The organism is Halomonas sp. SL18_1, from assembly GCF_055755715.1.
Map to the genome: position 1 here is coordinate 505,065 of NZ_JBVTRK010000001.1, position 12,936 is coordinate 518,000.

General features: G+C 68.6%; 8 protein-coding genes and 5 pseudogenes. 6 read left to right on the top strand and 7 right to left on the bottom strand.

Annotated elements, in window-relative coordinates:
* Nucleotides 1-10 precede the first annotated feature (10 nt).
* The 5 genes and pseudogenes from deoC to cdd all read left to right on the top strand — a co-directional run bounded on the left by deoC (nucleotide 11) and on the right by cdd (nucleotide 4,516).
* Nucleotides 11-787 (top strand): deoxyribose-phosphate aldolase, encoded by a 777-nt coding sequence (gene deoC / locus ACSJDS_RS02600; protein WP_473031987.1) that lies wholly within the window; start codon nucleotides 11-13, stop codon nucleotides 785-787.
* Nucleotides 787-2,141: pseudogene (gene deoA / locus ACSJDS_RS02605) on the top strand (thymidine phosphorylase). Before deoC ends, deoA begins: the two are co-directional and overlap by 1 nt.
* Nucleotides 2,138-3,367: pseudogene (locus ACSJDS_RS02610) on the top strand (phosphopentomutase). The pseudogenes deoA and ACSJDS_RS02610 overlap by 4 nt, the downstream one beginning before the upstream one ends.
* Nucleotides 3,367-4,094, top strand: a pseudogene (deoD, locus tag ACSJDS_RS02615) (purine-nucleoside phosphorylase). The pseudogenes ACSJDS_RS02610 and deoD overlap by 1 nt, the downstream one beginning before the upstream one ends.
* The gene (gene cdd / locus ACSJDS_RS02620) at nucleotides 4,091-4,516 is read left to right on the top strand and encodes a cytidine deaminase (RefSeq protein WP_473031988.1); all 426 of its coding nucleotides are present in this window, start codon (nucleotides 4,091-4,093) and stop codon (nucleotides 4,514-4,516) included. Before deoD ends, cdd begins: the two are co-directional and overlap by 4 nt.
* Here the strand turns inward: cdd and ACSJDS_RS02625 are convergent.
* From ACSJDS_RS02625 to ACSJDS_RS02655, 7 genes and pseudogenes are all read right to left on the bottom strand, one after another.
* Nucleotides 4,513-5,277: an anaerobic ribonucleoside-triphosphate reductase activating protein gene (locus tag ACSJDS_RS02625; protein WP_473031989.1), complete on the bottom strand. Its 765-nt coding sequence runs from the start codon at nucleotides 5,275-5,277 to the stop codon at nucleotides 4,513-4,515. The two genes, cdd and ACSJDS_RS02625, sit on opposite strands and share 4 nt — an antisense overlap.
* 79 nt (nucleotides 5,278-5,356) lie before the next feature.
* The gene (locus ACSJDS_RS02630) at nucleotides 5,357-6,082 is read right to left on the bottom strand and encodes an anaerobic ribonucleoside-triphosphate reductase activating protein (protein ID WP_473031990.1); all 726 of its coding nucleotides are present in this window, start codon (nucleotides 6,080-6,082) and stop codon (nucleotides 5,357-5,359) included.
* 58 nt (nucleotides 6,083-6,140) lie between these two features.
* The gene (gene nrdD / locus ACSJDS_RS02635; RefSeq protein WP_473031991.1) at nucleotides 6,141-6,305 is read right to left on the bottom strand and encodes an anaerobic ribonucleoside-triphosphate reductase; all 165 of its coding nucleotides are present in this window, start codon (nucleotides 6,303-6,305) and stop codon (nucleotides 6,141-6,143) included.
* A 195-nt stretch (nucleotides 6,306-6,500) separates the two neighbouring features.
* Nucleotides 6,501-8,242 (bottom strand): annotated as a pseudogene (locus ACSJDS_RS02640) (ribonucleoside triphosphate reductase).
* 278 nt (nucleotides 8,243-8,520) lie between these two features.
* Entirely contained in the window at nucleotides 8,521-9,438 is a 918-nt protein-coding gene (locus ACSJDS_RS02645) for a U32 family peptidase (protein WP_473031992.1), read from the bottom strand.
* A gap of 9 nt (nucleotides 9,439-9,447) precedes the next feature.
* Nucleotides 9,448-10,443, bottom strand: a complete 996-nt coding sequence (ubiU, locus tag ACSJDS_RS02650) for a ubiquinone anaerobic biosynthesis protein UbiU (RefSeq protein ID WP_473031993.1) — start codon at nucleotides 10,441-10,443, stop codon at nucleotides 9,448-9,450.
* Between the two features lie 101 nt (nucleotides 10,444-10,544).
* Nucleotides 10,545-11,717 (bottom strand): methyl-accepting chemotaxis protein, encoded by a 1,173-nt coding sequence (locus ACSJDS_RS02655; protein WP_473031994.1) that lies wholly within the window; start codon nucleotides 11,715-11,717, stop codon nucleotides 10,545-10,547.
* 158 nt (nucleotides 11,718-11,875) lie between these two features.
* Between ACSJDS_RS02655 and ACSJDS_RS02660 the strand changes: the two are divergent.
* Nucleotides 11,876-12,867 (top strand): annotated as a pseudogene (locus ACSJDS_RS02660) (sigma 54-interacting transcriptional regulator); the annotation flags it as partial.
* Nucleotides 12,868-12,936 lie beyond the last annotated feature (69 nt).

Genomic DNA, 12,936 nt, shown 5'->3' on the forward strand with positions numbered 1-12,936 from the left:
GAGTCCTGACATGACCGAACTGCAGCAGGCGGCCCGCCAGGCCCTGACCCTGATGGACCTGACCAGCCTCAACGACGACGATACCGACGCCGCCATCGAGGCGCTCTGCCAGCGGGCTCAGACGCCTGTCGGCTCGCCGGCGGCAGTCTGCGTCTATCCCGCCTTCGTGGTGACCGCCAGGCGCGCCCTGACGGCCTATCGGCTCAACGATGTCGTCAAGATCGCCACGGTGACCAACTTTCCCCACGGCGGCGACGATGTCATGGCGGCCGCCCGGGAGACACGGGCCGCCGTGGCCTCGGGAGCCGACGAGGTGGACGTGGTGTTTCCCTATCGCGCCCTGATGGCCGGCAACGAGGCGGTCGGCCTTGAGCTGGTCGAGGCCTGTCGGCAGGCCTGTGGCGATGCCGTGTTGAAGGTGATCATCGAGTCCGGTGAGCTTGCCGATCCTGCCTTGATCCGCCGTGCCAGCGAGCTGGCCATCGACGGCGGAGCCGATTTCCTCAAGACCTCCACCGGCAAGGTCGAGGTCAATGCAACCCTCGAAGCCGCCGAGATAATGCTCCAGGTGATCCGTGACAGTGGCAAGGAAATCGGCTTCAAGGCCGCCGGCGGGGTGCGCAGCGCGGAAGACGCCCAGGGCTACCTGCAGCTGGCCGAGCGGCTGATGGGCGCGGCCTGGATCACGCCGGCCCATTTCCGCTTCGGCGCCTCGGGGCTCCTGGACGATCTGCTGGCGACCCTGGGGGTCGCGCCGGGCGGTATGGCCCCGGCGGGAGGCTACTGATGGATACCCAGGCCCTGCCCCAGGAGCTGATCCGCACCAAGCGCGACGGCCAGGCGCTCGACCCCGAGGCGATTCGCGTCCTGGTGGCCGGTATCGCCGACGGCAGCCTGAGCGATGCCCAGATCGGCGCCTTCGCCATGGCGGTCTATCTCAACGGGATGAGTGCCGCCGAGACGGTGGCGCTCACCGAGGCGATCCGCGACTCCGGCGAGGTCCTCGACTGGTCAGGGCTCGATCTGCCCGGTCCCGTTCTCGACAAGCACTCCACCGGCGGGGTGGGGATCTGGTCTCCCTGGTGCTGGGTCCCTGGATCGCCGCCTGTGGCGGCTTCGTGCCGATGGTCTCGGGCCGTGGGCTGGGTCACACCGGCGGCACCCTGGACAAGCTGGAGGCGATCCCCGGCTACTCGGTGACGCCGGACACCGCCACCTTCCGTCGCCTGGTTCGCGAGGCGGGGGTGGCCATCATCGGCCAGACGGCCGACCTGGCCCCGGCCGACCGGCGGCTCTATGGCGTGCGTGACGTCACCGCCACCGTGGAGTCGCTGCCGCTGATCGTCAGCTCCATTCTCGGCAAGAAGCTGGCCTGCGGCCTCGATGCCCTGGTGATGGACGTCAAGGTGGGCAGCGGCGCCTTTATGCCCACGCCGGAAGCCTCCCGGGAGCTGGCCGAGACCATCGCCGAGGTGGCGAGCCGCGCCGGCACGCCCACCACGGCGCTGCTCACCGACATGAGCCAGCCGCTGGCGCCCTGCGCCGGCAACGCCCTGGAGGTGCGCGAGGCCCTCGCCCTGCTGTCGGGAGAGAAGCGCGGGGGTCGCCTGCTGGAGGTGACCCGGGAACTGGCCTGCGAGCTGCTGCTGGCCGGCCGGCTGGTCGAGGATCGCCGGGCCGCGCTGTCCAGGCTCGACGAACGGCTCGCCTCGGGGGCGGCCGCCGAGCGCTTCGCGCGCATGGTGGCGGGGCTGGGCGGTCCTGCCGACCTGCTGGAGCGCCCCGCTGCCTACCTGCCCGAGGCGCCGGTGATTCGCGAGGTGTTCGCTAAGCGCCCGGGACGGGTGCAGCGTTTGGACACTCGCGCCCTGGGCCTCGCCGTGGTGGCGCTCGGCGGCGGGCGCCGCTCGCCGGACGACGCCATCGACCCGGCCGTCGGCCTGGCCGACATCGCCCCCCTCGGCGAGTGGGTCGATGCGTCGCGCCCGCTGGCGGTGATCCATGCCCGCAGCGAAGCACAGGCCGAACGCGCCGCCGTCCAACTGCAGGCCGCCACCTGGGTGGGCGAGGAGAGCGCTGCGGCGCCTACACTGATTCAAGAGGTGATCCGCCGACCATCCACCACCCAGGAGGCCCCATGACCCGCGCCATCGTGCTGGTACTCGACTCCTTCGGCATCGGTGCCGCCGCCGACGCCGAGCGCTTCGGCGATGCCGATGCCGATACCCTGGGCCATATCGCCGCCGCCTGCGCCCGCGGCCAGTGTGACGGCGCCGACCGTCAGGGCCGCTGGCGCTGCCCCACCTGGCGCGGCTGGGGCTCTTCCATGCCCATGCCGAGAGCACCGGCGCCTGGGCCGAGGGCGTCGAGCCGCCAGCCGAGGTGATCGGCGCCTACGGCCACGCCCGGGAGGTCTCCTCGGGCAAGGACACCCCCTCGGGGCACTGGGAGATCGCCGGGTGCCGGTGCGTTTCGACTGGGGCTACTTCCTCGAGCGGGAGAACAGCTTCCCCGCCGAGCTGCTCGACGCGCTGATCCGGGAGGGCGAGCTGCCCGGGGTGCTGGGCAACTGCCACGCCTCGGGTACCGAGATCATCGCCCGGCTCGGCGAGGCGCACATCGCCAGCGGCAAGCCCATCGTCTATACCTCCGGCGACTCGGTATTCCAGATCGCCGCCCACGAGGAAGCGTTTGGCCTGGCGCGACTCTACGCCCTCTGCGAGACCGCCCGCCGCTTACTCGAGCCCTACAACATCGGCCGGGTGATCGCCCGCCCCTTTACCGGCGAGCGCGCCGATGACTTCGCCCGCAGCGCCAATCGCCGGGACTACAGCGTCGAGCCGCCGGCGCCCACGGTGCTGCAGAAGCTGCATGACGATGGCGGCGAGGTGATCGCCATCGGCAAGATCGCCGATATCTACGCCCACTGCGGCATCTCCCGCACGGTGAAGGCCAGCGGCCACGATGCCCTGATGGATGCCACCCTCGAGGCCCTTGAGGCGGCCGGTGAGCGCTCGCTGATCATGACCAACTTCGTGGATTTCGACACCCTCTACGGTCACCGCCGCGACGTGGCCGGCTACGCCGCGGCGCTGGAGCACTTCGACGCCCGGCTGCCGGAGCTGCTGGGGCGCCTTGCCGACGACGACCTGCTGGTGCTGACCGCCGATCACGGCTGCGATCCCACCTGGCACGGCACCGACCACACCCGGGAGTATGTGCCGGTGCTGGCGCGGGTGCCGGGCTGGTCCCGGGCTCGCTGGGTCGGCGCGACAGCTTCGCCGATATCGGCCAGACCCTCGCCGCCCACCTGGGGCTTGCCCCCATGGACGACGGCAAGCGCTTTCTCGACACAGGAGGACACTGATGGCCACTCCCCATATCAACGCCGAGCCCGGCGATTTCGCCGACACCGTGCTGATGCCCGGCGACCCGCTGCGCGCCCAGCATATCGCCGAGACCTTTCTGGAGGATGCGCGTCGGGTCACCGACGTGCGCAACATGTTCGGCTACACCGGCCGCTACCGGGGGCGGAGATCTCGGTGATGGGCCACGGCATGGGGATCCCCTCGGCCTCCATCTACGCCAAGGAGCTGATCACCGACTTCGGCGTGAAGCGGCTGATCCGCGTCGGCTCCTGCGGTGCGGTGGCGGACGACGTGGCGGTGCGCGACGTGGTGATCGGGCTGGGTGCCTGCACCGACTCCGGGGTCAACCGTACCCGCTTCATGGGCCACGACTTTGCCGCCATCGCCGACTTCGCGCTGACCCGCCACGCGGTGGATGCAGCCCGGGACCAGGGGGTGCCGGTGAAGGTGGGCAACCTCTTCTCGGCGGATCTCTTCTATAACCCCCAGGGTGAGCTGTTCGACCTGATGAAGCGCTACGGCATCGTCGGCGTGGAGATGGAGGCCGCCGGCCTCTACGGCGTGGCCGCCGAGTTCGGCGCCCGGGCGGCGACCATCTGCACGGTGTCGGATCATATCCTCAAGGGCGACTCGCTGAGCAGCCAGGCGCGCCAGAGCACCTTCGACGAGATGGTGGAGATCGCCCTGGAGGCGGTGCGCCGCGACGACGAGGAATCGGCTCCATGAGTGGGGAGGCCGGGAGCGGCGTCGAGCCGGCCATCGTCGAAGCGCTGGTGACGGTGCGCGGCCACGCCTATGCCCCCTACTCCCATCATCCGGTGGGGGCGCTGGTGGAGAGCGACAGCGGGGCGCGCTATGTCGGCGCCAATGTCGAGGTGGCCCACTACAAGGGACTCTGCGCCGAGGCCTCGGCCATCGCCGCCATGGTCAGTGCCGGCGAGCGGCGTCTGCGCCATGTCTACGTGATCGGCCCGGGTGATCATCTGTGCACACCCTGTGGCGACTGCCGTCAGCGCATCCGCGAGTTCGCCGACGCCGAGACCCGCATTCACGTCATCGATGCCGAGGGAGGGCTGCTGCGGCGCTACACCATCGACGAGCTGCTGCCCGACGCCTTCGGGCCGGAGAACCTGGGCGACGGCGACTAGTCGCGCAGCTCCAGCCGCGCGAAATGCGGACGCAACCGCCGCACCAGGGCCTCCACCGCATCGCGGTCGGGGGCGTCGTCCACCGGCCGGCAGTAGTCGGGATTCTGACATTGGGCCAGGCGCGCCAGCTGCAGCGCATAGTGGCGCACGCCGCAGTCGGCCAGCGTTAGCGCTAGCTCCTCCAGGCGTGCCAGGTCGAAGTCGCGCCAGTGCACCGTGGTGCAGCACTCGAAGGCGGTGTCGCCCTCCAGCAGCAGCGACAGGCTGCGGGCGTGGCGCTGCCAGATCCCCTCCCGCCCCACGATGCGGTCGAAGTCGCGGCCGCGTCCCTTGACGTCGAGGGCCACCCAGTCCAGCAGCGGCAGCAGGGTCTCCAGGCGTTCCGGGTAGGGGCCGGCGGTATGCAGGCCCACCGCCAGCCCCAGCTCGCGGCAGGCCCTGGCGGCATCAGGCAGGTCGGGGTGCAGGGTGGGCTCGCCGCCGCTGAACACCACCGCCTCCAGGTCGCCGGCCCGGGCGGCGAGCAGCGCCTCGACGGCCTCCCACTCGCCGGCCACGGCGCGGCGTGCTTCCCCCATGGTGCTGGCCGTCTCGCAGTAGCCGCAGCGCAGCGGACAGCCCTGCAGGTAGACCACCGCGGCCCGCCGGCCGGGAAAGGCCGTGTGGCTGGTCGCGGCCAACCCGGCGAGGGGCAGGCGGGGGAGGGGAGGAGAGTGGCTTCCAGGCGCATGGGGAGGCTCGAGTATCGACGATGCGACCATGCTAGACGAGCTGCCGGCCGCGCCCTTTGACGAGCGTCATAAGCGGGCGTGCTTTGCCGCGCCGGGGAGCGGCAGAGTGTCACTGGCGCAGCGTCAGCTGCCGGAAAGCGGGCTCTAGCGCCTTGACCAGCGTCTCGACCTCGGCGGTGGTCGGGGCGCCCGGCACCGGCGCGGCGTAGGCGCCGTCCAGGCACTGGTCGGTGCGGGCCAGCTGGATCGCATAGTGGCGCACGCCTTCGTCGGCGAGCGTCAGCGCCAGCTCCTCCAGGCGGGCCAGGTCGAAGTCGCGCCAGTGCACCGTGGTGCGGCACTCGAAGGCCACCCCGCTCTCCCGCAGCAGGGCGAGGCTCTCGGCGTGGGAGGCGGCCATGCCGGGGCGGCCGACGATACGGTCAACGTCATCGGCCAGGCCCTTGACGTCCAGGCCTACCCAGTCGAGCCAGGGCAGCAGCTCATGCAGCCGCCTCGGGTATACGCCAGCCGTATGCAGGCCGACCTTGAAGCCGAACGCCTTGGCTCGCTGCACCGCGGCGGGCAGCTCGGCGTGCAGGGTGGGCTCGCCGCCGCTGAAGACCACGCCCTCCAGCAGGCCCTGGCGCTTTCTCAGGAAGGCCTCGATCTCGGCCCACTCGCCGGGCGCGCCCCGACGGGAGGTGAGCATCCCGGGGTTGTGGCAGTAGCCGCAGCGCAGCGGGCAGCCCTGCAGGAAGACCACGCAGGCCAGGTGCTCGGGGTAGTCCAGGGTGGTTATGGGGGTAAAGCCGGCCACGGGCAGTCGCAGCCGGACATCGTTGCGGTGGGGCATGGCGGTCATCCGGGCGAGCGCCCCGCATCGGCGCGGGACGCCCGGTGTGGCGGTGGGGTCAGAGAGAGGCGGCCTGCTCGTTAAAGTGCCGGCGTTCGCGGTGTTCGGACTGCTTGCCATGGTTGAACTGGCTGACCGGGCGGTGATAGCCCATCACGCGGGTCCAGACTTCGCAGCGTTGGCGCTGTTCGGTGGGCAGGGTCGTGTACTGTTTCTGGCTCATGGGATGCTCCTTTTCGTTGATGGAGGGGAAATATCCGAGGCTGTTTCAGATAGTGGCATCCTGTAAGGAGCATCCGGCGACAGGTCTGCGAGGAGGCGCTGTGAACCCGTCCCTGGGCGCTACATTTGCCATCCTTGGCAAATGACCTCCTCTTCGACCTGTCCCCGGAGTCCCTACGGATAGACTTCGGGTGCCTCAGGCCGTGGCGGTTTCGGCATGCGAGGCCCGTTGTGCCAGAAGCGCGTCGTCGCACTTCGGGCAGAACTCGTGTTCGCCGGCCAGGTAGCCGTGCACCGGGCAGATCGAGAAGGTTGGCGTCACGGTGATATAGGGCAGGCGAAAGCGTGACAGGGCGGTGCGCACCAGCTTGCGGCATGCCGCGGCGCTGGAGAGCCGCTCACGCATATAGAGATGCAGCACCGTGCCGCCGGTATAGCGGGTCTGCAGCGGGTCCTGGTGGAGCAGCGCCTCGAAGGGGTCATCGGTGAAGCCCACCGGCAGCTGGCTGGAATTGGTGTAGTAGGGGGCCTCCGGGGTGCCTGCCTGGAGAATGCCGGGGAAGCGCTTGGCGTCCTCCTTGGCGAAGCGGTAGGTGGTCCCCTCCGCCGGGGTCGCCTCCAGGTTGTAGAGGTGGCCGGTGGCCGCCTGGAACTCGCGCATCCGCTGACGCACGTGGTCGAGCACCTCCAGCGCCAGCTGCTGACCCTCGGGGTCGGCGATGTCGAAGCGGTCCTCGCTGAAGTTGCGCACCATCTCGTTGAGGCCGTTCACGCCCAGGGTGGAGAAGTGGTTGCGCAGGGTGCCCAGGTAGCGGCGGCTGTAGGGATAGAGGCCGTCGTCCATCCAGCGCTGGATGCAGTCCCGCTTGATCTCCAGACTGTCGCGGCCGAGCGCCAGCAGGCGGTCCAGTTCGGCGTAGAGGCCCGTTCTGTCGCCGGCGAAGCGGTGCCCCAGGCGCGCACAGTTGACGGTCACCACGCCCAGCGAGCCGGTCTGCTCGGCGCTGCCGAACAGCCCGTTGCCACGCTTGAGCAGCTCGGACAGATCGAGCTGCAGCCGGCAGCACATGGAGCGCACCATATGCGGCTCCAGGTCCGAGTTGAGGAAGTTCTGGAAGTAGGGCAGGCCGTACTTGGCGGTCAGGGCGAAGAGCCGCTCGGCGTTGTCGCTCTCCCAGTCGAAATCGGGGGTGATGTTGTAGGTGGGGATGGGAAAGGTGAAGGCCCGCCCGTGGCAGTCGCCCTCTTCCATGACCTCCAGGTAGGCGCGGTTGAGCCGATCCATCTCGACCTGCAGCTCGCCATAGGTGAAGGGCTGCTCCTCGCCGCCGATGACCGGCACCTGGTCGCGCAGGTCGTCCGGGCAGACCCAGTCGAAGGTAAGGTTGGTGAACGGCGTCTGGCTGCCCCAGCGCGACGGCACGTTGAGGTTGTAGATGAACTCCTGGATCGCCTGCTTCACCGCCGGATAGTCGAGGCCGTCCTTGCGCACGAAGGGCGCCAGGTAGGTATCGAAGGAGCTGAAGGCCTGGGCGCCGGCCCATTCATTCTGCAGGGTGCCGAGGAAATTGACCATCTGGCCCAGGGCGCTCGAGAGGTGCCTGGGGGCGCGCTCTCGGCGCGACCCGGCACGCCATTGAAGCCTTCGATCAGCAGCTGGCGCAGCGACCAGCCGGCGCAGTAGCCGCTGAGCATGTCCAGGTCGTGAATGTGCAGATCGCCCTTGCGGTGGGCGGTGCCCACCGCCGCCGGGTAGACCTCGTCGAGCCAGTAGTTGGCGATCAGCTTGCCGGCGGCGTTGAGGATCAGCCCACCCAGGGAGTAGCCCTGGTTGGCGTTGGCGTTGACGCGCCAGTCGGCGCGCTGCAGGTACTCGTTGACCGTCGAGGCGACCTCGACGTGGCGTTTGCCGGCCTGGCGACTGGTGGGGGCGCTCACCGCAATCTCCCTATATATGGCGTCTATTTGAAGAAATGGCACTATATGTTGTGTCAGGAAGGCTAGAGGCTAAGGCGTGAGAAGGAAATGATCCAGATCAGAAAACGGCCAGATAGGGAGAGACTCGCGGTGCAACGACAGCGGGCCCCGTCGTGTGACGGGGCCCGTTGGTAGGGGGATCGCATGATGCAACGCTGTCTCATCGAGCGGCTTCTGAATTGGCCAGGGGTGACATGTGAGGGGGCCAGTTCACGCCAGCCAGCGATGTGTCGCAGCGCTCAGTCGACCGCGGCGCGGGTGTTGTCCATGCCGGGCCGGCCGTGCCAGTAGCCGTCGCAGATCTCGGCGTCCACCAGTGAGAGCGGGTCCGGCGCGGGCAGCTCGCCGCGGCGGGCGGCATCGAAGGCCGCCACCACCTCGGCCATGCCCTCGGGGCGCGGGCTGAGACGCGCCACCCCGGCGCCCATCTCGGCCATGTCGGGCACCTCGTGACGCAGGTCCTGGCAAGCGCCGGAGAGGGTCTGGATGCCGTTCAGCGTGAACACCTGAGCCGACTCCTGGGTACGCAGCGGCAGGCCCTCCGGGTGCTTCTGGCAGACGAACTGGCAGCGGTCCTTGGGCTTCTGGTAGCGGCGTGCGGTGAAGCAGCGCGACGACCAGGCCAGCGGCAGGTGGCCGTAGGCGAACACCTCGCAGGGCTCGTCGAGGCCCTGATCCCGACAGTCGGCGAGCAGGCGGGCCAGATCACTGCGTGACATCTCCACCGGGGCGTTCCAGCGTTTCATGCTGGTGCGGGCCAGCACCGCCAGGGTGGTGGGATTGTAGAGGTTCAGGGCAGCCCCGGCGACGAAGGGCAGGCCCGCCGCCGAGAGGCGCTGCAGGGCGCTCTGGTCGTTGGCCTCGACCAGGAACTCGCCGTTGTCGCACAGCTTTCGCAGGTCGCGCAGGTCGGCCTCGGATTCGATCAGGGTCTGGCTTGCGAGCACCACCTGCTTGCCGCTCTGGGCCAGCTCGCGGCCGATGCCCATCCAGTCGTCGAGCTTCATGTCGCGGCGGCGCGAGCAGACGGACTCGCCCAGATGCACGATCTCGACGGGCCAGTCGGCAGCCTCGCGATAGAAGTCGGCGTAGCGCTCGCGGGTCCAGTAGAAGAGGACCGGGCCCAGCGACAGCTGAAGGGAGTGAGGGGTGGACATGGCGCTCTCCTATTTCCAGCGGCGCTCGTAGGCGCCCAGGGTGGTGGTGCTGCCCTCCGAGACCTCGCCGAGGCCGGTCATCCAGGCGGGTTCGGTGTGGAAGCGGCCCGGGGCCTGCTCCAGGCGGTCCAGGGCCTGGCGCCAGATCCCTGCCACCTTGGAGACATAGGCGGGGCTGCGCTGGCGTCCCTCGATCTTCACCGCCGCAATGCCCAGTTCGGCAAGCTCGGGCAAGAGCTCCAGGGTGTTGAGGCTGGTGGGCTCCTCGATGGCGTGGTAGGTCTCGCCCCCCACCTCGAAGCGCCCCTTGCAGAGCGTCGGGTAGCCGGCGTTCTCGCCCTCGCCGTAGCGGTCGATCAGCACGCCGTTCAGCCGCGACTCCAGGCCCTCGGGGGTCTCCTCCCAGCGCACATGGGCGGCCGGCGAGCAGACGCCGCGGGTGTTGGGCGACTCTCCGGTGAGGTAGGACGAGAGATAGCAGCGCCCCTCGGCCATGATGCACAGGCTGCCGAAGGCGAACACCTCGAGCTCCACCGGGCTCTGCTTGGCCAGGTCGCGCACCTGGGTGATGGAGAGCACCCGGGGCAGCACGGCGCGCTTGATTCCGAACTGGTCGTGATAGAAGCGCAGGGCCTCGTGACTGGTCGCCGAGCCCTGCACCGAGAGGTGGCGGGCGAGATCCGGGTGGCGGCGGGCCGCATAGTCGAGCAGGCCCATGTCGGCCATGATCAGGGCGTCGACGCCGAGATCGGCGGCCTGATCCACGGCGCGGGTCCACATATCCCAGCCGTCCGGCTGCGGGTAGGTGTTGATGGCGCAGAATACCCGCTTGCCGCGAGCATGGGCGTAGTCGATTCCCTCACGCGCGCGCTTGTCGGTGAAGTTGAGCCCGGCGAACTGGCGAGCGTTGGTGGTGTTCTGGAAGCCGAAATATACGGCATCGGCCCCTTCGTCCACAGCGCGCTTCAGGGCGGGCAGGTTGCCGGCGGGGCAGACGAGCTCCATGGTGAGCCTCCTGTCGTTGGAAACCCGACCATGCTAGTCGACTACGTGGCGCGGCCTTTTGACTCGGGTCATGGCGGGCTCGGTTCTCCGTTGCAGTTCCCTTATCGCAGCGCGGCGGTATCGGCGGTGGCGCAGGAAAGCTCTCCGTAGCGTCCTTCGATGACCGGTTCATGGGTATCGACGGAGCGCTTGCCTTCGGTGGGCAGCGCGTCCTGTCGTGTCTCGGGCCGGTACTTGCGCATGATATAGCGAAGCCGCTTCATCACATCCAGGTTGGCCGACTCCATGCGCGAGAGTGCGTCCATGGCGTCGTCCATCTGGCCGGCTCGATAGTGAGTCACGGCCTCGATGGCGCAGCGGTGGACCTGGCGGTGGGGCATTTCCAGGGCCTGGAAGTCCTGGTCACTGTAGAACTGCTGGCTGCCGGTGCCCTCGTAGTACCAGCGCCCCAGGGCGCACTGGGTCTCATCGGGGATGTCCGTGACCCCTTTGTCTGAGAGCCCCATGAAGATGCGGTAGACCTCGAGCTTGATCTCCAGCTCCTCGAGGTTGGCCAGCTCGACTTCGCTAAGCATGGCCGAGAAGGCCAGTGCCTGGCTGCTCTCGCCGGTCAGGCCCAGCAGCTGCTCCGTGCGCTCCATCACCCGACTGGCCTCGGCGCTCAAACGCTCGGCCTTACGTGCGTTGTCCTCCATCACGCTATCGACATGGTCGGCCTGGCTCAGAATGCTGCCGTTGAGTCCGCCGATCTCTTCGGTGGCATCGTTGGTCCGCGAGGCAAGCTGGCGAACCTCGGTGGCCACCACGGCGAAGCCACGCCCGGCATCCCCGGCGCGGGCCGCTTCGATGCTGGCATTGAAGGCCAGCAGGGTCGTCTGCATCGAGATCTCGTCGATGACCTTGACGAAGCCATCAATGTGGCCTGCGTTGCCGCGCAGCGAGGTGACCTGTTCGGCGGCGTTGGCAATGCGCTGGTTGAGGGCGCGCAGCTCCCCCACCATGGCGTTCAGGGCTTCCTGGCTGCGCTGGGACTCGCTGGTGGTGAAGTCCGTGGCCTGTCGATTGCCTACCAGCAGCCCCGAGAGGTCCGAGAAGGATTCGCGCAGCGCTACCAGCGAATGGCCGAATCCGGTGAGATTGGTGAAAAGCTGCTGATGGAGTTGCTGGTCTGCTTCCAGCGTGTCGATGCGGGCCTGGAGGCGGTCGCGCTCCGCGTGCAGTGCGGCCTCGTTATCGGGTTGTTTGTTGGGAGCGTGGCGGCGGAAAAGGCGCATAGGACCTCCGAGTCGTTCGTTGCAGGTGAGGGGTGTTCTCATATAAGCAATAGCCGTGCCAGGCCGGCAGCGTCCGATCTGCGGGCATGGCGGACTTATCGGGTGATTTAAACCCAGGTAAGATGGGGTTATTCATACCCTGAAAGGTAAAAAACACCATGCTGGACGATACTCTGCTGGCCGATTTGGTGGTCGACCTGCCCAGCGCCGTGCGTCTGCAGCGGCTGGTGCGCACCCTGCGGGAAGGCTTTCGCTGCGGCGCGGTCTGTCTGCTGCGTCGGGAGGAGAGCGCCCTGGTGCCGGTGGCCGTGGATGGCCTGGTGCGCGAGGCACTGGGGCGGCGCTTCGAGGTGGGCCAGCATCCACGCCTGGCCACCATTCTCGCCAGCCGGGGCACCACGCTGTTTCCGCCGGATGCCGGCCTGCCCGATCCCTACGATGGCTTGGTGGAGCAGCAGCCGGGCCAGCCGCTGCATGTGCACGACTGCATGGGGATCAGTCTGCACGTGGAGGGAGAGCCATGGGGCGTGCTGACCCTGGATGCGCTGGAGGCGGGCACCTTTGACGCGGCTGATCGGACTGCGCTGGAGCGCTATGCGCTGCTGGTCGAAGCGGCAGTTCGTGTCAGCCGCCTGGAGCGTGATCTGCGGGCCCTGCATATGATCCGCGAAGATGCCGGTCTGCCCCAGGCGCTGCCCGAGGCGCGCGATATTCTCGGCCACAGCGCCGTGCTCCAGCGCCTGCTGCACGAACTCGACGTGGTGGCGCAGTCCGACCTGCCGGTGCTGCTCAGCGGTGAGACCGGGGTGGGCAAGGAGCTCTTTGCCCGTCGGCTGCATCGCCGCTCGGCTCGTCACAATGAACCTCTGGTGCAGGTCAACTGCGCCGCCCTGCCCGAATCACTGGCGGAGAGTGAGCTGTTTGGCCATGTCAAGGGAGCGTTCTCCGGGGCGAGCGCCGACCGCGCCGGCCGCTTCGAGGCAGCCAACGGCGGCACCCTGTTGCTCGACGAGGTGGGCGAGCTGCCGCTGCCTGTTCAGGCGAAGCTGCTGCGCGCCCTGCAGGAGGGGAGGTGCAGCGTCTGGGCGAGGATACGCCGCGGCGGGTGGATGTCCGCATCATCGCCGCGACCAACCGCCAGCTTGCCGAAGCAGTACGCGACGGCCACTTCCGGGCCGACCTCTATCACCGGCTGTCGGTCTATCCGGTGGTCATTCCG